The organism is Pseudomonas sp. 5P_3.1_Bac2, from assembly GCF_025465995.1.
In the GTDB taxonomy this organism is placed as follows: Bacteria; Pseudomonadota; Gammaproteobacteria; order Pseudomonadales; family Pseudomonadaceae; genus Aquipseudomonas.
Genome location: NZ_JANLNY010000024.1, coordinates 94479 through 114156, shown reverse-complemented (window position 1 = coordinate 114156; position 19678 = coordinate 94479). Strand labels below are relative to the sequence as shown.

The window sequence follows — 19678 nt, the reverse complement described above, 5'->3', positions numbered from 1 at the left end:
CTCATAAACTTGGCTCTTCTGCCTTAGCCCTTACGGGTAAACGCCAGTACTCGCTCGTCGGCCACCGGGATCAATTCCGGATGCTGCCAACCCGCCACTTCACCCACACCTACCACCAACAAGCCATCGGGTACTAAACGTTCGACCAGATGATTGAGGATTTCGCGGCGCCGCCAGCGACGAAAATAGATCAGCAAGTTCTGACAAAAAATAACGTCCATATCGGCCATCGGTGCCTTGCTCAACTCCAGCACGTTAAGCCGCGCGCAGCACACCCGCGCGGATAAATCTGCCACCACCTGGAAGCGCCCATCCGCCTGCTCGGTGAAGTAGCGCTGCCGCTGTTGCTCGCTCAACTGTTCTAAACGACTGCTGGCATACAAGCCATCCCGCGCCTTGGCTAAAGCGCTGAGGCTGACGTCACTGCCGGTGACGCCAAACCACTGCGCCTGATCACTGCCGTGTAATGCCTGGGCAGCACTGATGGCCAAGGAATAGGGTTCCTCACCACTGGCACAGCCTACGCTCCACAAGGCCAATGGCCGGGTCAAACCTTGCCGCAAGCGCTCATGCAAATAGCCACTGAGCACTTCATAGGACGCTGGATGGCGAAAAAATCGCGTCTCCTGCACCGTTAAACGGTCCAGCAAGATCGCCCATTCCACCGCGCCCCGTGGCCCAGCGGTGACCTGCTGGTAGTACTGGCTGTAGTCCGCCACCCCCAGCTCACGCATGCGCGCGCTCAGGTTGGTTTGTAAAAACGTGCGCCGTTGCTCGCTGAGCACGACACCGGTGCGCTGCTCAAGCAAAGTCTGCCAGTCACGAAACTGACTGACCGACATATCGGCCACGGGTTGCAAGGCCCAGACGCTTGACTGCATGTCGTGCCCCTCGCTCCCCGCCATCGCCCCAAGCTAAGCGGCCAGGCCGCTTAGTCCTGCTCGCCAGCCGGCAAGGTAAAGCCGGATACCGAGTTACGCATCTCGCTGGCCATCTTCGCCAAGTTACCAATGCTGCGCGCAGTGGCCGTGGTACCGGAGGAAGTTTGCGAGGTAATTTCCTGAATCACGTTCATGGTGTTGGAGATATGACCCGCCGAAGAGGCCTGCTGACGAGCGGCGTTGGAGATGTTCTGGATCAAGGCCGCGAGGCTCTTCGATACCTTTTCAATCTCCTCCAGGGACACCCCGGCGTCTTGCGCCAGACGAGCCCCGCGCACCACTTCGGAAGTGGTTTGCTCCATCGAGATAACCGCTTCGTTGGTGTCGGTCTGAATGGTTTTAACCAGCGCCTCGATCTGCTTGGTCGCCGCCGAGGAACGTTCCGCCAGGCGTTGTACCTCGTCCGCTACCACGGCGAAGCCGCGTCCTGCGTCGCCGGCCATGGAGGCCTGGATCGCGGCGTTCAGGGCGAGGATGTTGGTCTGGTCAGCAATGTCGTTAATCAGGCTAACGATGTCACCGATCTCCTGGGACGATTCACCGAGGCGTTTGATCCGCTTCGAGGTGTCCTGGATCTGCTCACGGATGTTATCCATGCCGGTGATGGTGTTGTGCACCACCTCGTTACCCTTGTTGGCGATGGCTACCGAACGTTCCGCTACCGCTGCCGATTCCGAGGCGTTGGCCGATACCTGGTCAATCGACACGGCCATTTCGTTGATCGCCGCCGAAGCCCCGGCAATTTCTTGCGCCTGGTGCTCAGACGCTTCCGCCAAATGCATCGCCGTGGCCTGAGTTTCCTGGGCAGCACCAGATACCTGCACGGCGGTCAGGTTGATGGTGGCGACCAGTTCACGCAGTTGGTCAATCGAGTAGTTAATCGAGTCCGCGATGGCCCCGGTGAAGTCTTCGGTTACCGTAGCGGTTACGGTCAGGTCACCGTCGGCGAGGTCGCCGATCTCATCGAGCAGACGCAAAATCGCCTGCTGGTTACGCTCGTTCTTTTCGTCCGTTTCAGCCAGACGAATACGCGTTTCGCGCATGATCACCAGACCGATCAACAGAATCGAGGCCAGTGCCAGCACGCCCAGCACGTAACCGAGCAAGGTGTTGATCGCACGCGCCGCCGCTTGGCTTTCAAAGCCGCTGGCCAAGGCCGAGGCTTTATCCAGCAAGGTTTGCGAGACGCTGAAAATCGAGTTGGCCGATTCGCGCACCTGGAACAGCTCAGGTGAGGTTTCGAGGATCTCATCCACGGAGCCGGAAACGAACTCGAACAGTTCGGAAATCTCGGCCAGACGCTCCAAGGCCTCAGCGTCGCTGACCTTGGTGATCTCCATGGCCGCGTTGCCTTCGAGCATGGCGGTCAATACACGGCCGAACAGGCTGGCGTCGCGACCGAACATGTCGGCGGCTTGCACCGAGTCCTGGTCACCGGCCAGCACCTTGTTCACCGAACCGAGAATCCGCTCGGCCAACAACGATTGGCGCTGCGCCACCGAAACCTGCGACGCCGAAGCACCGCTTTCGAGGAGGATACCGACCACTTCCTCATACTCGATTTGCAGTTGCGGAATGGTCTCGGCCAAAGTGGCCGCTACTTGGTGCAACGACAGTACGGTCTGTTCGTTGGCCAGAATGGCGTCACTGTCCTGGCGCAACTTGTCCCAGTCCTGCTGCACGGCCGTCATCTGCTCTTGCAGGGCCGCCGGCGCGGCAGGTAGATCAGTCTCTTCGTTGCCTTCGGTCAGATAACCCCAACGCGCCTGGAAGTCGTTTCGCGCATCGCGCAACAGGCGGAACACCTCGGCCTTACCGGCCGCCGCTTCCGTGGAGTTCTTCGCGATCCGCTGCGACAGCACGCGCAGCTCACCGGCGTGGCCGATGTACTCGGTGTCGTAGTTGGACTGTTTGTTGATGTATGCGAAGTTGGCAAACAGCAACACGATGGAGACGATCAGGACAATAAACAGTCCGGTGATCAGAGTGCTGCTGCGCGTACCCGCAAACAGATTGCTCGCATTTATATTTTTCATTATTTGGCCCCCGCCTGGACCTACCGCACTTCAAATCCTGAGTCACGCCTAAAGGCCGGTAAGCCGGCCCCGCCGATAAACCGTTAGTAAGCCACAGCTAAAAAGCCCGGATCTTGCGCTAGCGCATGAGGGCTAAACACCAACCAGGCTTGTTCGCGTTGAAATACGCCATGAATAAAGGGTGCTATGGAGGCCTCGAGCGGTGGTAGCTGCTCCGAGAAGGTGTCCACAGGGAAATGCTGCATGCCGAACACCTCATCGACTGTGAGGCCGGCAAAAACTTCCTGATGATCGACCACTAGCAGGCGCCGGGTTTTGCGCAGCGGCGACAGCTCATTGCCGAAAAAACCGCACAGATCCATCACCGGCAGCAAACGGCCGCGCACGTTAGCCACCCCTTTGACCCAGCTCTTCACCCCAGGCAACAGGGTGTAGCGAGGTTCATGCAAGACCTCGCCAACTTCGCCCATGGGCGCCACAAAAAACCGCTCGCCCATGCGAAAACCAATGCCACTCCAGGTTTGCACCAGCGCCTGCTGCGACGGCAAGCCGGCAGCAAGCTGCCGACAGCGCTGGTCGATCTGCTGGATGAGTTGGAAAGGTGTTTGCGAGTCCGACATGCCTGCTACGGCCTTATAGTTTTAATTGCCCAGCAAGTCACTTTAACCAGCCAGAACCGTACTCAAAGTCTTGAGCAGGGTGTCTTCATCAATCGGCTTGGTCAGGTAATCTTTAGCCCCTTGACGCTTGCCCCAGACCTTATCGGTTTCTTGGTCTTTGGTGGTCACAATGATCACCGGGATGTGACTGGTTTCCGCATCTTTGGTCAGCTGACGGGTTGCCTGGAAGCCGTTGAGGCCCGGCATGACGATATCCATCAGCACCGCATCGGGTTTTTCCTGACGCGCCAGAGCCACGCCGTCGGCGCCGTTTTCCGCCTTGAGCACCTGATGGCCGTGCTTTTCCAGCATGGCGGTCAGCTTGTACATTTCGGTCGGAGAGTCATCAACAATCAGAATTCGAGCCATGGTGTTTCCCAATACTTAAAAAGACGCGCAACTGCGCAGTGACCTCAGGACGCTTGTTCGACCGGCGTGAAGTCAGGCACGTGGGCCTTAATCGCACCCAGCAGTTCTTCTTTGCTGAACGGTTTAGTGAGGTATTGATCAGAACCCACGATGCGTCCCTTGGCCTTATCGAACAGACCGTCCTTGGAGGACAGCATGATCACTGGCGTACCCTTAAAGGCGCTGTTGTTCTTGATCAAGGCGCATGTCTGATAACCGTCGAGACGCGGCATCATGATGTCTACGAAGATGATGTTTGGGTGGGTATCAGCGATTTTCGCCAATGCATCGAAGCCGTCAACTGCGGTCACGACGTCGCAGCCAACCTTTTTTAAGAGAGTTTCTGCGGTGCGACGAATCGTTTTCGAGTCGTCAATCACCATCACCCTCAACCCCTCGGAATGCTGTTCCATGTTTGCCCTACCGTTGCCTCGGTGATCGTTATTGTGCGTTATAGCAGTGCGCTGAAGGCCCTGTCACCGATGGGCTAGACCCCAATCGTTGGGCCTTTGTAGCACACTCCTTTGCAGCAATCTATAAGCCCGCTTGCGCCATGTTTTTCCTTGACCACGGGTCCTGCCAGCGCCACCCTGACGCCGCTGTACTGTCACTATCCAGCCTTACGGCTGCCAATTTATGGAGAAACCTGCCATGAGCGTTCGCCTCGGCATTGTCATGGACCCCATCAGCCAAATTGCCTTTAAAAAAGACAGTTCGCTGGCCATGTTGCTGGCCGCGCAAGCTCGCGGCTGGTCGCTGTTCTATATGGAGCAGCAAGATCTTTACCAATTGCGTGGTGAAGCTCGCGCCCGCGGTGCTGCGTTAAATGTGTTCAATGACCCTCAGCGTTGGTACGAACTGGGCGCCGAGCAAGATATTGCGTTAAGCGAGCTGGACGTGATCCTGATGCGCAAGGACCCGCCGTTCGATAACGAGTTTATTTACTCCACTTATTTACTCGAACAAGCCGAACAAGCTGGTGTGCTGGTGGTTAACCGCCCGCAAAGCCTGCGCGACTGCAACGAGAAGTACTTCGCCACCCAATTCAGTCAATACACGCCGCCGACTATAGTCAGCCGCCGTGCCGACATTCTGCGCGAGTTTGCCCGCGAGCAGCGTGACATCATTCTCAAACCCCTCGACGGCATGGGCGGCTCGTTGATCTTTCGCCACCGCGAAGGCGACCCAAACCTCTCGGTGATTCTGGAAACCCTGACCCAACATGGTCAGCAGCAGATCATGGCGCAAGGTTATTTGCCGGCGATTAAGGATGGCGACAAACGCATCCTGATGATCGACGGCGAGCCAGTGCCCTACTGCTTGGCGCGCATTCCCGCCGCCGGTGAAACCCGTGGCAACCTCGCGGCCGGCGGCCGCGGTGAAGCGCGACCGCTGAGCGATACTGACCGGGAAATTGCCGCAGCGGTAGGCCCGACCCTGCGCGAAAAGGGCTTAATCTTCGTGGGCCTGGATGTAATCGGTGAACACTTGACCGAGATCAACGTCACCAGCCCGACCTGCATCCGCGAAATCGATGCGGCCTACGACACCCGTATCGGCGAGCAGCTGATGGACAAGATTGCTGAGAAGCTCAATGCGCGCAGTGCTTCATAGACTTTTTCCTGAGCCCTCGGCAGACTGCCCAGCAACCTAAGCCAACCTGTGTGCGATGAACGCTAAAGCCCCACTGCCTGAACTTTCCTCGAACGGTGTTAAGTCGTCGGATCGTTTGGGCTTTACCCTGTTTATCGCCGCAGCGCTGCATGCCGTCTTGCTGCTGGGCGTTGGCTTCAGCATGGCCGAGCCCGAGCAGATCAGCAAAACCCTGGAGATCACCCTCTCCACCTTCAAGTCCGAAGAAAAACCCAAGCAAGCGGATTTCCTCGCCCAGGACAATCAGCAAGGCAGCGGCACCCTGGAACACAAGGCCGCGCCGAAAACCACCGAGCAAGCGCTGTTCCAAGACACCCAAGTCAAGCGCGTCACCCCACCGGCCGCGCCCAAGCCGCCACCGGCTAAACCGCAGGTAGCGCCCAAGGCCGCCGTCGCCACCCGCGCCCCGCAGCCGCAAAAGACCCCGGTCAAGCGCGAGGCCAAGCCTGCCGAACCTAAGCCCCAGGCCCAGTCCGCGCCAGTTTTCGACAGCGCGCAGCTGTCCTCGGAAATTGCCAGCCTTGAAGCGGAACTGGCCATGGAAGTGCAGCAGTACGCCAAACGGCCGAAGATCCACCGCCTAAGCGCGGCCTCGACCATGCGCGACAAAGGCGCCTGGTACAAAGACGAGTGGCGCAAGAAGGTCGAGCGCATCGGCAACCTCAACTACCCCGATGAAGCACGGCGTCAGCAGATTTACGGCAGCTTGCGCATGCTGGTGTCGATCAATCGCGACGGCACTCTCTATGAGGTTCAGGTACTGGAGTCCTCCGGTCAGCGCCTGCTCGACCAAGCAGCCCTGCGCATCGTCCGCCTGGCTGCGCCGTACGCGCCCTTCACCGGCGATCTGGCCGATGTCGACCGTTTAGAGATCATCCGCACCTGGCGCTTCGAGCGCGGCGACCGCCTGCTCAGCCAATAACCATCAGGCTTTTGCCCACAGCCGCTGCATGGTGCTTGAAGCAAACGGGGCAAAGCCGGAAACTAGCGCCCATGAATGAAGTCGCCCACTCCCTCAAGCACCACTTCCTGATCGCCATGCCGCATATGGCCGATCCCAATTTTGCCCACAGCGTGACTTACCTGCTCGATCACAGCGAGCAAGGCGCCATGGGCCTGGTGATCAACAAACCCAATGGCCTGAATCTGGCCGATGTGCTCAGCCAGCTGCGCCCAGACACCGAGCTGTCGCCGCTGTGCCAAAGCCTGCCGATTTTCAGCGGTGGCCCGGTCCAGACCGATCGCGGCTTTGTCCTGCATCCGGCGGGCCCGCAGTACCAGGCCACGGTCGAAGTCAACGGCCTCAGCCTGTCGACATCGCAAGACATCCTGCTGGCGATTGCCGATGGCAGCGGCCCGCAAAAGTACCTGATCACCCTCGGTTATGCCGGCTGGGAAGCCGGGCAACTGGAAGCGGAGCTGGCCGACAACGCCTGGCTGACCTGCCCGGCGGATGAAAACATTCTCTTTGACTTGCCCTACGATCAGCGCCTGAGCGCCGCAGCCGCCAGCCTGGGGGTGAACCTCAGCCTGCTGACCTCGCAAGCGGGGCACGCCTGATGAGCGCCAGCGAAAAGCCGCTGCGTCTGCTCCTGGGTTTTGACTACGGCACCAAACAAATCGGCGTGGCGGTCGGCCAGGTCATCACTGGCCAGGCCCGCGAGCTGTGCATCCTCAAAGCGCAAAACGGCGTGCCGGACTGGCAAAAGGTCGAGGCGCTGTTTAAGGAATGGCAGCCCGATGCCGTGGTCGTCGGCCTGCCGCTGAATATGGATGGCAGTAAAAGTGACATGAGCGAGCGCGCGGAGAAGTTCGCCCGGCGCCTTAATGGCCGCTTCAATGTGCCGGCCTATACCCACGATGAGCGCCTGACCACTTATGAGGCCAAGGGACAGCGCTTGCGTGAGGGGCAAAACAGCGGCTACCGCGAACGCCCGGTGGATGCTCTGGCCGCTGCCCTGCTCCTGCAAGGCTGGCTGGAAGCCAACGGCGCCTAAGCGCAGCGGCCCGGATGCGTCAGCCTGGCCGCGCATTAACTGACGACAACACGTAAACTGAGGCGCTGTCGTCCGCCCAAGGCTCAGTACGAAAGTCGTCGCCCGCTGCTCAGACGAGGCCAGCCTCAACCAGCGCCGACGCTTTTCGTACCAAGCCTAAGATCTGCGCCAGTGTGCTGCGCTTGGTCTGCTTGTTTATCTGTGGAGTGTTGCCATGAGCTTACCCAACCCGGCCCTATTGCTACCGCAAATGGCCGCCGCCCTGACTCGTCACCTGGACCAACGGCAGATCAGTGAGCCGCGTTTTATCGGTATTCGTACCGGCGGCGTGTGGGTCGCCCAGGCCCTGCTGGAAGCCCTCGACAGCAACGAGCCGCTGGGAATTTTGGACGTTTCGTTCTACCGCGACGACTTCACCCAAAACGGCCTGCACCCGCAGGTGCAGCCATCCGACCTGCCCTTCGATATCGACGGCCAGCACTTGGTGTTGATCGACGATGTGTTGATGAGCGGGCGCACCATCCGCGCCGCCCTCAACGAGCTGTTCGACTATGGCCGCCCCGCCAGCGTGACCCTGGTTTGCCTGCTCGACCTGAACGCCCACGAACTGCCGATTGCCCCTGATGTGGTGGGGGCGACCTTGTCGCTGCACGCCGCGCAACGGGTCAAACTGTCCGGCCCGACGCCGCTGACCCTCGAACTTCAGACGCTTGCCCACTGAGACTCAGCCCATGCCCACCCAAGCCGCCAAGCGCCCGCTACAACTGAATGACCAAGGCCAGTTGCGCCACTTTTTATCCCTCGACGGACTGCCCCGTGAACTGCTCACGGAGATTCTCGACACCGCCGACTCGTTCCTTGAGGTCGGCGCCCGGGCGGTGAAGAAGGTGCCGTTGCTACGCGGCAAGACCGTGTGCAACGTGTTCTTCGAGAACTCCACGCGCACCCGCACCACCTTCGAGCTGGCGGCCCAGCGGCTGTCGGCGGACGTGATCAGCCTGAACGTGTCGACCAGCTCCACCAGCAAGGGCGAGACGCTGTTCGACACCTTGCGCAACCTCGAAGCCATGGCCGCCGACATCTTCGTCGTGCGCCATGCCGACTCCGGCGCCGCGCACTTTATCGCCGAACATGTATGCCCGAATCTGGCCATCATCAACGGCGGTGACGGCCGCCATGCGCACCCGACCCAGGGCATGCTCGACATGCTCACCATCCGCCGGCACAAGGGCAACTTCGAGGACCTGTCGGTGGCCATCGTCGGCGACATTCTCCACTCGCGGGTGGCACGCTCGAATATGCTGGCCCTGAAGACCCTCGGCTGCCGCGATATCCGCGTGATCGCGCCGAAAACCCTGCTGCCGGTGGGCATCGAAGAAACCTACGGCGTGCGCGTGTTCAGTAATGCCGATGAAGGCCTTAAGGATGTCGACGTAGCGATCATGCTACGCCTGCAACGGGAGCGCATGAACGGCGGCCTGCTGCCCAGCGAGGGCGAGTTCTACCGCCTGTTCGGCCTCACCGAACAGCGCCTGAAGCTGGCCAAGCCGGATGCCTTGGTCATGCACCCGGGGCCGATCAACCGTGGCGTGGAGATCGAATCGGCGGTGGCCGACGGCCCGCAATCGGTGATCCTCAATCAAGTCACCTATGGCATCGCCATCCGCATGGCAGTGCTGTCCATGGCCATGAGCGGGCAAGCCGCGCAACGGCAAATCAATCTCGACGCTGAGGAGCAAAACTGATGTCCACCCGTATCCTCGGTGCCCGCGTCATCGATCCCCGTAGCGGCCTGGATCAAGTCACGGACCTGTACCTGGCCGACGGCAAAATCGCCGGCATCGGCCAAGCCCCTGCTGGCTTCGTCGCCAGCCAGGAGATCGACGCCGGCGGCCTGATCGCCGCTCCCGGGCTGGTCGATCTCAACGTCGCCCTGCGCGAGCCCGGCTACAGCCGCAAAGGCAATATCGCCAGCGAAACCCTGGCCGCCGCTGCCGGTGGCGTCACCAGCCTGTGCTGCCCGCCGCTGACCAAACCGGTGCTGGACACCCCGGCCGTGGCCGAGCTGATTCTCGATCGCGCGCGCAAATCCGGGCACACCAAGGTCTTTCCTATCGGCGCCCTGAGCAAAGGTCTGGATGGCGAACAACTGGCCGAGCTGGTGGCCCTGCGCGACGCCGGCTGCGTGGCCTTCGGCAATGGCCTGGAGAGTTTCCGCAACAGTCGCACCCTGCGCCGCGCTCTGGAATACGCGGCCACCTTCGACCTGACCGTGATCTTCCACTCGCAGGACCACGACCTGGCCGAAGGCGGTCTGGCCCACGAAGGCGCCATGGCCAGCTTCCTTGGTCTGCCGGGTATTCCGGAAACCGCCGAGACCGTGGCCCTGGCCCGTGACCTGCTGCTGGTCGAGCAAACCGGCGTGCGCGCGCACTTCAGCCAACTGACCAGTGCCCGTGGCGCCCAGTTGATCGCCGAAGCGCAAGCCCGTGGCCTGCCGGTCACCGCCGACGTGGCGCTGTATCAGCTGATCCTCACCGATGCGGCCCTGAGCGATTTCTCCAGTCTCTATCACGTGCAACCGCCGCTGCGCACCCAAGCGGATCGCGACGGCCTGCGCGCCGCTGTGAAAAGCGGCGTAATCAGCGCCATCGCCAGCCACCACCAGCCCCACGAGCGCGACGCCAAACTCGCGCCGTTCGGCGCGACCGAACCGGGCATCAGCAGCGCGCAGCTGCTCCTGCCGCTGGCCATGTCCTTGGTTGCTGAAGGCGTACTCGATCTGCCCACCCTGCTCGCACGCCTGAGCAGCGGCCCGGCGGCGGCGCTGAACTTGCCAGCAGGCAGTTTGCAGGTCGGTGCCGCGGCGGACGTGCTGCTGTTTGATCCGCAGGCTTCGACCCTGGCGGGCGAGAGCTGGCACTCCAAAGGCAGCAACTGCCCCTTTATCGGCCATTGCCTGCCGAGCGCCGTGCGTTACACCTTGGTTGATGGGCGCATCAGCTATCAGGCTTAAGCGCTGAGACAGTGGACTAGGCCAGCGCCTGGTCCACTGCGCGGGCATTTATGCGCGCTGCGAGTTAACTTCCGAGACTTGCCCGTTGAGGGTCCAGAAGTCGTAGAGCACGCCCAGGCCAAACAGGCCGAGGGTGAACAAGTAGATGATGCCGCTGATCCACTTACCCTGATACATGCGATGCACACCGAAGGCGCCGAAGAAGGTCAGCAGAATCCACGCCACGTTGTAGTCAACCTTGCCCGAGGTAAAGCGCTGATCGGCTTCACGATCCATCGCCGGGATCAGAAACAGGTCGATGATCCAGCCAATGAAAAACAGCCCCAAGGTGAAGAACCAAATGGTCCCGGTAATCGGCTTGCCGTAATAAAAGCGGTGCGAACCGAGGAATCCGAAGATCCACAGCAGATAGCCAATTAACTTACTGTGGGTATCCTGTTGCTGCATAAAGCGGCCTCCTAATGGCATGAGCACTGCTTGCAGCCACCCTGGGCCTAGGTGCCTAAGAAGCAAACAATGCCCTTTTAGTTAAGCATAATAATCAGACAATAAATCCATGCCCAGTTGATGGGCATTTCCGATCAGCACCTCTTGTTGCGACAAGCCGACTACGTGATACTGTATAAACATACAGCCAATGCGTATTCGCCATGCAACTTCTGCAAAAACTTACCGTGCTCGCCGATGCCGCCAAATATGACGCCTCCTGCGCCAGCAGTGGCGCGCCTAAGCGCAGTTCCAAGGGCAAAGACGGCATTGGCGCAACCGATGGCATGGGCATCTGTCACAGTTTCACTCCTGACGGCCGCTGTGTCGCCCTGCTGAAAATTTTGCTAACTAATTTCTGCCTGTACGACTGTCAGTACTGCGTCAACCGTCGCTCCAGCGATGTGCCCAGAGCGCGCTTTACCCCCGAAGAAGTGGTGCGCCTGACCCTGGACTTCTATCAGCGCAACTGCATCAGCGGGTTGTTTTTAAGCTCGGGGATTATCCGCAGCGCCGACTACACCATGGAGCAACTCAACCGCGTGGCCAAGCTGCTGCGCGAAGAGCATCAGTTCCGTGGTTATATCCATCTAAAGACCATTCCCGATGCCGATCCGCTGCTGATTGCCGAAGCCGGCCGCTATGCCGATCGCCTCAGCGTAAATATCGAGCTGCCGACTGAGGCCAGCCTGATCCGCCTGGCGCCGGAGAAACAGGTGGGCAGCATCAAACAGGCCATGCACTCGATTCACTTAGGCGAAGCCGAGGCCCGCGTCGAAACCCGCGCGCCACGCTTTGCCCCAGCCGGGCAAAGCACGCAGATGATCGTCGGCGCCGATGACACCGACGACAGCACCATCCTGCACACCGCCGCGTCCTTATATGGCGACTTCCGCCTGCGCCGCGTCTATTACTCGGCCTTTAGCCCCATCCCGCAAAGCCCCAACACCGTGCCCTTCGCCGCCCCGCCGCTGCTGCGCGAGCACCGCCTGTACCAAGCAGACTTCCTGATGCGCGGCTACGGCTTTAGTGCCGGCGAGCTGCTCAGCGGACCGGGCAACCTCGCGTTGGATATCGACCCCAAGCTGGCTTGGGCGCTGAATAACCGTGAGCACTTTCCGGTGGATTTAAACCGCGCCGAACCGAGCATGATTGCCCGCGTGCCGGGTATCGGCGTGCTCAGCGCCAAACGCCTGGTCGCCCTGCGCCGGCAAAAACGCATCCGCTATGCCGACCTCACCCGCCTGCGCTGCTCCCTGGAGAAAGCCAAGCCGTTTATCATCACCCAGGATTACCGGCCGCAGCAGGCCACCCGCGAATCCCTAGTACTGCGCCAGCAGCTCAGCGAAGCGCCGGCACAGATGGCGCTGTGGTAATGCATAACCTGCACTTTGACGGCAGCTTCGAGGCCTGGCGCGACTTGGCCCGCAGCCTGTTAATGCAAGGCGTGGCGCCGGCGCAGATCAGCTGGCACAGCGCCACCGAACAGCACGGGCAAAGCGGCAGCCTGTTTAGCCAGTTTGACCCACAGCCCAGCTCACGCCCGGCGGACGGCCGTGGACCACGGGTGCCGAGAAAACTGCTGGAGATGCTTGAGCAAGCCGCCTGCTATCGCTGCATCGATCGCTGGAGCCTGCTCTATCGCATTCTCTGGCGCGTGGCTCAGGGTGAGCACAGCGCCATGCTGGCCGGTGACCACGACGGCAGCAGCCTGCACCAACGGCTTAAGGCCGTGCGCCGCGAAGCCCACCATCTGCATGCCTTTTTACGTTTTCAGCCATGCCCCGAGTCAGCGCTACACGAGCTGGATATTGCTCCGCAGTGGCTGGCCTGGCACGAACCGGCCCACGATATTTTGTTAAGCGCCAGCGAGCACTTCAGCCAGCGCTTAGGCCGTAGTCGCTGGTTGATCGCCACGCCAGATGACGGGGTGTACTGGGATGGCCAGCAGTTGCACTATCAACGCCCTTGCCCGGCGCAGTGGCAAGCCCTGGCCCGCGCACCGCAGCTCAGCGAGCAAGACAGCGGCCAAGCGCTGTGGCTGAGTTATTACGCCAGCACCTTTAACCCGGCGCGGCTTAACCCCAGCGTGATGCAAAACCATATGCCGGTGCGGTTCTGGAAAAATCTGCCGGAAGGCCCGCTGATTGGCCAGCTGATGAGCCAGGCCCGGGCCGGCGCCCAGCGCGATGGACAGGCCGCCGCCGTGGCGGCGCAACCAGGCAAGCGCATCCGCCAACAGCCCAGCACTAAGGCCGATTAGCGGCTTAATGGAAGAGGTCATGGGCAAAGCTGCTGGGCGCAAATCAGCCCAGCCGCCGCAGTGCCGAGCGCTCGCCGAGGATGTCTAGGACACAGCTGAACGGTTGGCGTTTCTGCACAAGCACGCCGGGCGATTTAGCGCAGGCGCCGGCCCGGATCGTCGTCGCTTAATTCCAGCTCCAAGCCTTGGGCCATGCTGCTCAGATGCTCGCCTTCGCTCTCGCTGCCGAGCTTGATCATCAGGCGCAAGTCGTTGGCCGAGTCGGCGTAGAGCAAGGCGTCTTCGTAGGTGATTTCACCTTGGCTATAGAGGGCGTACAGGGCTTGGTCGAAGGTCTGCATGCCGGCTTCGGTGGAGCGTTTCATCAGCGACTTCAGCTCGGTGACATCACCCTTACGAATCAAATCAGCGGCCAGCGGGGTGTTGACCAACACCTCGATCACCGCGCGGCGGCCTTTGCCATCCGGGGTCGGGATCAACTGCTGGGCGACGATGGCTTTGAGGTTGAGGGACAAGTCCATCCACACCTGATTTTGCCGATCGGCCGGGAAGAAGTTGATGATCCGCTCCAAGGCTTGGTTAGCGTTGTTGGCGTGCAGCGTGGCCAAGCACAGGTGGCCGGTTTCAGCGAAGGCCACGGCATGATCCATGGTCTCGCGGGTGCGCACCTCACCGATCAGGATCACGTCGGGGGCCTGACGCAGGGTGTTTTTCAGCGCCACCTCAAACGACTCTGTGTCGATCCCCACTTCGCGCTGGGTGACGATGCAGCTCTGGTGCTGGTGGATAAATTCGATGGGGTCTTCGATGGAGATGATATGGCCGCTGCTGTTGCGGTTACGGTGGCCGATCATCGCCGCCAACGAGGTCGACTTACCGGTGCCGGTGGCGCCGACAAACAGCACCAGACCGCGCTTGGTCATGGCCAGTTTCTTCAGCACCTCGGGCAGTTTGAGTTCTTCGAGGGTGGGGATGTGGGTTTCGATCCGGCGCAGCACCATGCCGGCGAGGTTGCGCTGGTAGAAGGCGCTGACACGAAAGCGCCCTACGCCGCGCGCGCTAATGGCAAAGTTACATTCGTGGTTTTCCACAAATTCGCGGCGCTGCTGCTCGTTCATCACCGAATGCACGGTTTCGCGGGTCAGCTCGGGGGACAGCGGCGTTTTGCTGATCGGCATGATCTTGCCGTTGATCTTCATCGATGGCGGCACGCCAGCGGTGATGAACAAGTCCGAGGCGCCCTTCTCGACCATCAAACGCAGCAGTTTTTCAAATTCCATGGTGCTTGCCCCATTATCTCTGCGCAGTTGCGCCACTGCCCGTTCCGCATCAGCAGTAACGGGCAGTGGCCAGCCTGACGCTTATTATTTGGCTTAGAAGTTTTCTGGCGCTTTGGCCTTTTCCCGGGCCGCATCACGGGTCACTACGCCCTTGGTGACCAAGCCTTTAAGGCATGCATCGAGGGTTTGCATGCCGAGGGCGCCGCCGGTTTGAATCGCCGAATACATCTGCGCCACTTTGTCTTCGCGGATCAGGTTACGGATCGCCGGGGTGCCGATCATGATCTCGTGGGCCGCGACCCGACCGCCGCCGACTTTCTTCAGCAGGGTCTGGGAAATCACCGACTGCAACGACTCCGAGAGCATGGAGCGGACCATCGACTTCTCTTCCGCGGGGAACACGTCGACCACGCGGTCGATGGTCTTGGCGGCTGAGGTGGTGTGCAGGGTGCCGAACACCAAGTGCCCGGTTTCCGCAGCGGTCAGGGCCAGACGGATGGTTTCCAGGTCACGCATTTCACCCACCAGGATGATGTCCGGGTCTTCCCGCAGCGCCGAACGCAGGGCTTCGCTGAAACCCAAGGTATCGCGGTGGACTTCACGCTGGTTGATCAGGCATTTCTTCGATTCGTGGACGAACTCGATAGGGTCTTCCACGGTAAGAATGTGGTGGTACTTATTGCTGTTGATGTAGTCGAGCATGGCCGCCAAGGTGGTCGACTTGCCCGAACCGGTCGGGCCGGTGACCAGCACCAAGCCGCGCGGTACATCGGCGATCTTGCGGAAGATCTCGCCCATGCCCAGATCGTCCATGCTCAGCACTTTCGACGGAATGGTACGGAACACCGCACCGCAACCCCGGTTCTGGTTAAAGGCGTTGACCCGGAAGCGCGCCACCCCCGGCACCTCAAAGGAGAAGTCGGTTTCCAGGAATTCTTCGAAATCCTTACGCTGCTTGTCATTCATGATGTCGTAGATCAGCGCGTGCACCTGCTTGTGGTCCAGGGCTGGCAAGTTGATCCGCCGAACATCACCATCAACCCGGATCATCGGCGGCAAACCTGCGGAAAGATGCAGGTCCGATGCACCTTGTTTGGCGCTGAAGGCCAGCAACTCAGTGATATCCATGGGACTCCCTAATGGTAAACAAGCAGGTAGAATGCCGCGATACCTAGGCGGCGGGCGCAAGTAATGTCCACGATAGCAATTAATATTGCAAAGGTCGGAGTGCGGATACGTGAGGCGGCTCAAGCCTCGGCGAGACAATCTGCCACTATCGGCCTGTTAGCAGTCAGTAAAACCAAACCCGCGGCGGCAGTGCGTGATGCCTATGCCGCAGGCTTGAGCGACTTCGGCGAAAACTATCTGCAAGAAGCGCTGGATAAACAGCAACTGCTCAATGACCTGCCCTTGGTCTGGCATTTCATTGGGCCGATCCAGTCGAATAAGACCAAACCCATCGCGGAGCACTTCTCCTGGGTGCACTCGGTCGACCGCTTAAAAATCGCCCAACGTCTGTCGGCGCAGCGCCCCAGCGACTTGCCGCCACTGAATATTTGCCTACAAGTGAATGTAAGTGGTGAAGCCAGCAAATCCGGCTGCGCGGCGGAAGAACTGCCGGCCTTGGCACAGGCTGTTACACAACTGCCCAACATCCGCCTGCGCGGATTAATGACAATCCCCGAGCCGACTGAGGACGTCGCTGCCCAGCATGCCGCCTTCGCCCGCCTGCGTAACCTGCAGGACGGTCTGAATGCTGAGCTGAACCTGGGCTTGGATACTTTGTCCATGGGCATGAGCCATGACCTGGAGGCGGCCATCGCCGAAGGTGCCACGTGGGTGCGCATTGGGACTGCACTGTTTGGTGCGCGTGATTACCCCTCAACCTGAATTCAATTGGCTAAGTCTGACTAAGGAAGCTTTTATGACTACCCCACGCATTGCCTTTATCGGGGCCGGCAATATGGCCACCAGCCTGATTGGCGGCCTCCTCGCCCAAGGCGTCAGCACTAGCCAGATCAGCGCCAGCGACCGCACCGCTGAGCAGCGCGACAAGATCAGCCAGGAACATGGCATTCGTACCTTTGCTGACAACGTCGAAGCCATCCAGGGCGCCGATGTCATCGTCCTCGCCGTTAAACCGCAGGGGATGAAAGAGGTCTGCCTGGACCTGGCCAAGCATATCGGCCCTCAGCAGTTAATCGTCTCCATCGCCGCCGGCATCAGTTGCGCCAGCCTAACCAACTGGCTGGGCGACAGCGCCATCGTGCGCTGCATGCCCAACACCCCATCCCTGGTGCGTGAAGGCGTCAGCGGTCTGTACGCCAACGCTCGAGTGTCCGCGGCACAACGCGCGCAAGCCGAACAACTGCTCAGCGCCGTCGGCCTGGCGCTGTGGTTGGAAGAAGAGCAGCTGATCGACGCCGTTACTGCCGTCTCAGGCAGTGGCCCGGCGTATTTCTTCCTGCTGATCGAAGCCATGACCGCCGCCGGCGAGCAACTGGGCCTGCCGCGTGCCACCGCCGCCCAGCTGACCCTGCAAACCGCCTTGGGCGCCGCCCGTATGGCCGTAGCCAGCGATGTGGAGGCCAGTGAGCTGCGCCGCCGCGTCACCTCACCTGCAGGCACCACCGAGGCTGCGATTAAAACTTTCCAAGCTGGCGGCTTTGAAGCTCTGGTTGCGCAGGCATTGAATGCCGCCGCCGAGCGCTCTGCCGAGCTAGCAGAACAACTGGGTCAATAGAGGACGTGTCATGACCGGACTGAACACCGCAGCGATCTATGTTCTGCAAACCATCGGCAGCCTGTACCTGCTGATCGTCTTACTGCGTTTTATCCTGCAACTGGTGCGGGCGGATTTTTATAACCCCGTCAGCCAATTTATCGTCCGCGCTACCCATCCGCTGCTGCGCCCGCTGCGCAAGATCATCCCCAGCATCGGCGGCCTCGATCTGGCCTCGCTGGTACTGGCCATCCTCGTGCAAATGGTGCTGATGGCGCTGATCCTGATGCTTTACGGCTACGGCATGCTCAACCCGGTGCAACTGCTGATCTGGTCGATCATCGCCGTGACGGCGCTGTTCCTTAAGGTGTTCTTCTTCGCCTTGATCATCAGCGTGATTTTGTCTTGGGTCGCCCAAGGCACCAGCAACCCGACTGCCATGCTCGTGCAGCAAATCTGTGAGCCGCTGCTGGCGCCGATCCGGCGCATCCTGCCCAACCTGGGCGGGCTGGATCTGTCGCCGATTGTGGCGTTTTTGATCCTTAACCTGATCGACATGCTGGTGATCAACAACCTGGCGGTGATGACCGGCATGCTCAAAGGCCTAAGCCTGGCGCTGTAATGAGTTTTTTACGGCGTGACGGCGACGACCTGATCCTCGACTGCCACCTGCAGCCCAAAGCCAGCCGCGACGAGTTCGCCGGGCTGCATGGCGAGCGCCTGAAGATTCGGCTCAGCGCGCCGCCGGTCGACGGCAAGGCCAACACCATGCTGCAAGCCTTCCTCGCTGCCAGCTTTGCCGTGGCCAAATCCCAGGTGCAACTGGAAAGCGGTCTGCAAAGCCGGCAAAAGCGCGTGCGGATCAAAAATCCCGGCAGCATCCCCGCTGAATTGCAGGCGCTGCTGCCAGCGCCGCTGTAACTTCGCCCACGCTGCGCCGCGCCCTAGCCAGCCGCCCGCAGCAGCCCTGCCGCTGCGACGCTTAGTCATCCACTGAGCGGTATGCTTGCCGGGCTACCCTGCGCTCTTTAGACTGCGCCTTTGATCCTCAATCCCTTTCTATTGCGAGCAGGTCGATGCCGACTGCCTTTCCTCACGACTCTGTTGGCTTGGTAACTCCCCAGGTGCTGCACTTTGCCGAGCCGCTAGCGCTGGCTAGCGGGCGCAGCCTGGCTGATTACCAACTGGTTTATGAAACCTACGGGCAACTCAACGCCGCACGCAGTAATGCGGTGCTGATTTGCCATGCCCTGTCCGGTCACCATCACGCCGCCGGCTACCACAGCGCCGATGAGCGCAAGCCCGGCTGGTGGGACAGCTATATCGGCCCGGGCAAGCCCATCGACACCAATAAGTTCTTTGTCGTCAGCCTGAATAACCTGGGCGGCTGCAATGGCTCCACCGGTCCCAGCAGCATCAACCCGGCGACCGGCAAGCCCTTTGGCGCCGACTTCCCGGTCCTGACCGTGGAAGACTGGGTGCACAGCCAGGCGCGGCTGGCCGATGCCCTGGGCATCGAGCAATGGGCCGCAGTGATTGGCGGCAGCTTAGGCGGCATGCAGGCCATGCAGTGGACCATCAGCTACCCAGAGCGCGTGCGCCACTGTGTGGCCATCGCCTCGGCGCCCAAGCTGTCGGCGCAAAACATCGCCTTTAACGAGGTGGCGCGCCAGGCCATTCTCACCGACCCGCAGTTCCATGGCGGGCACTTCCAGGAACAGGGCGAGATCCCCAAGCGCGGCCTGATGCTGGCGCGCATGGTCGGCCATATCACCTACCTGTCCGATGACGCCATGGGCGAGAAATTCGGCCGGGGGCTTAAGAGCGACAAACTCAACTACGACTTCCACAGCGTTGAGTTCCAGGTCGAAAGCTACCTGCGCTATCAGGGTGAAGAGTTCTCCACGCGCTTTGATGCCAACACCTATTTGCTGATGACCAAGGCGCTGGACTACTACGACCCGGCGGCGGCCCATCACGGCGACCTGGCCAAGACGTTGGCCGGGGTCAAGGCGGACTTCTGCGTGATCTCGTTCACCACCGACTGGCGCTTCTCGCCGGCACGCTCGCGGGAAATCGTCGATGCGCTGACCGCCGCGCGCAAGAACGTCTGCTATCTGGAGATCGACGCGCCACAAGGTCACGACGCCTTCCTCATGCCGATTGCCCGCTACCAGCAGGGTTTCAGCAGTTATATGCAAAGGATTAAGGTGTAGC

General features: G+C 60.6%; 22 protein-coding genes. 14 read left to right on the top strand and 8 right to left on the bottom strand.

Features of this window, described 5'->3' with window-relative positions; translation table 11 throughout:
- Positions 1-23 precede the first annotated feature (23 nt).
- The 5 genes from NTD81_RS16170 to pilG all read right to left on the bottom strand — a co-directional run bounded on the left by NTD81_RS16170 (position 24) and on the right by pilG (position 4457).
- Positions 24-881 (bottom strand): protein-glutamate O-methyltransferase, encoded by an 858-nt coding sequence (locus tag NTD81_RS16170; RefSeq protein ID WP_262183682.1) that lies wholly within the window; start codon positions 879-881, stop codon positions 24-26.
- 50 nt (positions 882-931) lie between these two features.
- Positions 932-2977, bottom strand: a complete 2046-nt coding sequence (locus NTD81_RS16165; RefSeq protein WP_262183681.1) for a methyl-accepting chemotaxis protein — start codon at positions 2975-2977, stop codon at positions 932-934.
- Between the two features lie 83 nt (positions 2978-3060).
- Positions 3061-3597, bottom strand: coding sequence for a chemotaxis protein CheW (locus NTD81_RS16160; protein ID WP_262183679.1), 537 nt, complete (start codon positions 3595-3597; stop codon positions 3061-3063).
- Positions 3598-3639: 42 nt separating this feature from the next.
- On the bottom strand, positions 3640-4005 hold the full coding sequence (gene pilH / locus NTD81_RS16155; RefSeq protein WP_262183678.1) for a twitching motility response regulator PilH: 366 nt from the start codon (positions 4003-4005) through the stop codon (positions 3640-3642).
- A 44-nt stretch (positions 4006-4049) separates the two neighbouring features.
- On the bottom strand, positions 4050-4457 hold the full coding sequence (gene pilG / locus NTD81_RS16150; protein WP_262183677.1) for a twitching motility response regulator PilG: 408 nt from the start codon (positions 4455-4457) through the stop codon (positions 4050-4052).
- Between the two features lie 238 nt (positions 4458-4695).
- On the opposite strand from pilG, the gene gshB reads away from it, so the two are divergent.
- From gshB to NTD81_RS16115, 7 genes are all read left to right on the top strand, one after another.
- Positions 4696-5658: a glutathione synthase gene (gene gshB / locus NTD81_RS16145; protein WP_262183676.1), complete on the top strand. Its 963-nt coding sequence runs from the start codon at positions 4696-4698 to the stop codon at positions 5656-5658.
- Positions 5659-5713: 55 nt separating this feature from the next.
- Complete coding sequence (locus NTD81_RS16140) at positions 5714-6619, top strand: energy transducer TonB (protein ID WP_262183675.1); 906 nt, start codon at positions 5714-5716, stop codon at positions 6617-6619.
- Positions 6620-6690: 71 nt separating this feature from the next.
- On the top strand, positions 6691-7257 hold the full coding sequence (locus tag NTD81_RS16135) for a YqgE/AlgH family protein (RefSeq protein ID WP_262183674.1): 567 nt from the start codon (positions 6691-6693) through the stop codon (positions 7255-7257).
- Entirely contained in the window at positions 7257-7694 is a 438-nt protein-coding gene (gene ruvX, locus NTD81_RS16130) for a Holliday junction resolvase RuvX (RefSeq protein WP_262183672.1), read from the top strand. The genes NTD81_RS16135 and ruvX overlap by 1 nt, the downstream gene beginning before the upstream one ends.
- 214 nt (positions 7695-7908) lie before the next feature.
- Complete coding sequence (pyrR, locus tag NTD81_RS16125; RefSeq protein WP_262183671.1) at positions 7909-8415, top strand: bifunctional pyr operon transcriptional regulator/uracil phosphoribosyltransferase PyrR; 507 nt, start codon at positions 7909-7911, stop codon at positions 8413-8415.
- 10 nt (positions 8416-8425) lie between these two features.
- Positions 8426-9439, top strand: coding sequence for an aspartate carbamoyltransferase catalytic subunit (locus tag NTD81_RS16120; RefSeq protein ID WP_262183670.1), 1014 nt, complete (start codon positions 8426-8428; stop codon positions 9437-9439).
- The gene (locus tag NTD81_RS16115; RefSeq protein WP_262183669.1) at positions 9439-10710 is read left to right on the top strand and encodes a dihydroorotase; all 1272 of its coding nucleotides are present in this window, start codon (positions 9439-9441) and stop codon (positions 10708-10710) included. Before NTD81_RS16120 ends, NTD81_RS16115 begins: the two co-directional genes overlap by 1 nt.
- A 48-nt stretch (positions 10711-10758) precedes the next feature.
- Here the strand turns inward: NTD81_RS16115 and NTD81_RS16110 are convergent, their stop codons facing one another.
- Positions 10759-11157 (bottom strand): TM2 domain-containing protein, encoded by a 399-nt coding sequence (locus NTD81_RS16110; protein ID WP_262183668.1) that lies wholly within the window; start codon positions 11155-11157, stop codon positions 10759-10761.
- A gap of 203 nt (positions 11158-11360) precedes the next feature.
- On the opposite strand from NTD81_RS16110, the gene NTD81_RS16105 reads away from it, so the two are divergent.
- Complete coding sequence (locus tag NTD81_RS16105; protein ID WP_262183667.1) at positions 11361-12572, top strand: putative DNA modification/repair radical SAM protein; 1212 nt, start codon at positions 11361-11363, stop codon at positions 12570-12572.
- On the top strand, positions 12572-13459 hold the full coding sequence (locus NTD81_RS16100) for a TIGR03915 family putative DNA repair protein (protein ID WP_262183666.1): 888 nt from the start codon (positions 12572-12574) through the stop codon (positions 13457-13459). Before NTD81_RS16105 ends, NTD81_RS16100 begins: the two co-directional genes overlap by 1 nt.
- Positions 13460-13593: 134 nt before the next feature.
- On the opposite strand, the gene NTD81_RS16095 is transcribed toward NTD81_RS16100, so the two are convergent.
- Complete coding sequence (locus tag NTD81_RS16095) at positions 13594-14739, bottom strand: PilT/PilU family type 4a pilus ATPase (protein WP_262183665.1); 1146 nt, start codon at positions 14737-14739, stop codon at positions 13594-13596.
- A gap of 93 nt (positions 14740-14832) precedes the next feature.
- Positions 14833-15867, bottom strand: a complete 1035-nt coding sequence (locus NTD81_RS16090) for a type IV pilus twitching motility protein PilT (RefSeq protein WP_262183664.1) — start codon at positions 15865-15867, stop codon at positions 14833-14835.
- Positions 15868-15930: 63 nt separating this feature from the next.
- On the opposite strand from NTD81_RS16090, the gene NTD81_RS16085 reads away from it, so the two are divergent.
- From NTD81_RS16085 to NTD81_RS16065, 5 genes are all read left to right on the top strand, one after another.
- Positions 15931-16629, top strand: a complete 699-nt coding sequence (locus tag NTD81_RS16085; protein WP_262183663.1) for a YggS family pyridoxal phosphate-dependent enzyme — start codon at positions 15931-15933, stop codon at positions 16627-16629.
- A 34-nt stretch (positions 16630-16663) separates the two neighbouring features.
- A complete protein-coding gene (proC, locus tag NTD81_RS16080) occupies positions 16664-17482 on the top strand; it encodes a pyrroline-5-carboxylate reductase (RefSeq protein ID WP_262183662.1) in 819 nt (272 codons plus the stop codon).
- A 10-nt stretch (positions 17483-17492) separates the two neighbouring features.
- The gene (locus NTD81_RS16075; protein ID WP_262183661.1) at positions 17493-18083 is read left to right on the top strand and encodes a YggT family protein; all 591 of its coding nucleotides are present in this window, start codon (positions 17493-17495) and stop codon (positions 18081-18083) included.
- The gene (locus NTD81_RS16070; RefSeq protein WP_262183660.1) at positions 18083-18382 is read left to right on the top strand and encodes a DUF167 family protein; all 300 of its coding nucleotides are present in this window, start codon (positions 18083-18085) and stop codon (positions 18380-18382) included. The genes NTD81_RS16075 and NTD81_RS16070 overlap by 1 nt, the downstream gene beginning before the upstream one ends.
- A gap of 155 nt (positions 18383-18537) precedes the next feature.
- Positions 18538-19677 carry a homoserine O-acetyltransferase gene (locus tag NTD81_RS16065; RefSeq protein ID WP_262183659.1) on the top strand — a complete coding sequence of 380 codons (1140 nt, stop codon included), beginning with the start codon at positions 18538-18540 and terminating at the stop codon, positions 19675-19677.
- Position 19678: the final 1 nt, after the last annotated feature.

What these genes read in the sequence shown, in the direction of transcription:
- NTD81_RS16120 (WP_262183670.1), top strand. Translation starts at nt 8,426, where the DNA reads ATGCCCACCCAAGCCGCCAAGCGCCCGCTACAACTGAATGACCAAGGC.
- NTD81_RS16110 (WP_262183668.1), bottom strand. Translation starts at nt 11,157, where the DNA reads ATGCAGCAACAGGATACCCACAGTAAGTTAATTGGCTATCTGCTGTGG.
- NTD81_RS16140 (WP_262183675.1), top strand. Translation starts at nt 5,714, where the DNA reads ATGAACGCTAAAGCCCCACTGCCTGAACTTTCCTCGAACGGTGTTAAG.
- NTD81_RS16085 (WP_262183663.1), top strand. Translation starts at nt 15,931, where the DNA reads ATGTCCACGATAGCAATTAATATTGCAAAGGTCGGAGTGCGGATACGT.
- NTD81_RS16160 (WP_262183679.1), bottom strand. Translation starts at nt 3,597, where the DNA reads ATGTCGGACTCGCAAACACCTTTCCAACTCATCCAGCAGATCGACCAG.
- NTD81_RS16100 (WP_262183666.1), top strand. Translation starts at nt 12,572, where the DNA reads ATGCATAACCTGCACTTTGACGGCAGCTTCGAGGCCTGGCGCGACTTG.
- proC (WP_262183662.1), top strand. Translation starts at nt 16,664, where the DNA reads ATGACTACCCCACGCATTGCCTTTATCGGGGCCGGCAATATGGCCACC.
- NTD81_RS16095 (WP_262183665.1), bottom strand. Translation starts at nt 14,739, where the DNA reads ATGGAATTTGAAAAACTGCTGCGTTTGATGGTCGAGAAGGGCGCCTCG.
- NTD81_RS16115 (WP_262183669.1), top strand. Translation starts at nt 9,439, where the DNA reads ATGTCCACCCGTATCCTCGGTGCCCGCGTCATCGATCCCCGTAGCGGC.
- NTD81_RS16065 (WP_262183659.1), top strand. Translation starts at nt 18,538, where the DNA reads ATGCCGACTGCCTTTCCTCACGACTCTGTTGGCTTGGTAACTCCCCAG.
- pilG (WP_262183677.1), bottom strand. Translation starts at nt 4,457, where the DNA reads ATGGAACAGCATTCCGAGGGGTTGAGGGTGATGGTGATTGACGACTCG.
- NTD81_RS16170 (WP_262183682.1), bottom strand. Translation starts at nt 881, where the DNA reads ATGCAGTCAAGCGTCTGGGCCTTGCAACCCGTGGCCGATATGTCGGTC.
- NTD81_RS16165 (WP_262183681.1), bottom strand. Translation starts at nt 2,977, where the DNA reads ATGAAAAATATAAATGCGAGCAATCTGTTTGCGGGTACGCGCAGCAGC.
- pilH (WP_262183678.1), bottom strand. Translation starts at nt 4,005, where the DNA reads ATGGCTCGAATTCTGATTGTTGATGACTCTCCGACCGAAATGTACAAG.
- NTD81_RS16070 (WP_262183660.1), top strand. Translation starts at nt 18,083, where the DNA reads ATGAGTTTTTTACGGCGTGACGGCGACGACCTGATCCTCGACTGCCAC.
- NTD81_RS16135 (WP_262183674.1), top strand. Translation starts at nt 6,691, where the DNA reads ATGAATGAAGTCGCCCACTCCCTCAAGCACCACTTCCTGATCGCCATG.
- pyrR (WP_262183671.1), top strand. Translation starts at nt 7,909, where the DNA reads ATGAGCTTACCCAACCCGGCCCTATTGCTACCGCAAATGGCCGCCGCC.
- NTD81_RS16090 (WP_262183664.1), bottom strand. Translation starts at nt 15,867, where the DNA reads ATGGATATCACTGAGTTGCTGGCCTTCAGCGCCAAACAAGGTGCATCG.
- gshB (WP_262183676.1), top strand. Translation starts at nt 4,696, where the DNA reads ATGAGCGTTCGCCTCGGCATTGTCATGGACCCCATCAGCCAAATTGCC.
- ruvX (WP_262183672.1), top strand. Translation starts at nt 7,257, where the DNA reads ATGAGCGCCAGCGAAAAGCCGCTGCGTCTGCTCCTGGGTTTTGACTAC.
- NTD81_RS16105 (WP_262183667.1), top strand. Translation starts at nt 11,361, where the DNA reads ATGCAACTTCTGCAAAAACTTACCGTGCTCGCCGATGCCGCCAAATAT.
- NTD81_RS16075 (WP_262183661.1), top strand. Translation starts at nt 17,493, where the DNA reads ATGACCGGACTGAACACCGCAGCGATCTATGTTCTGCAAACCATCGGC.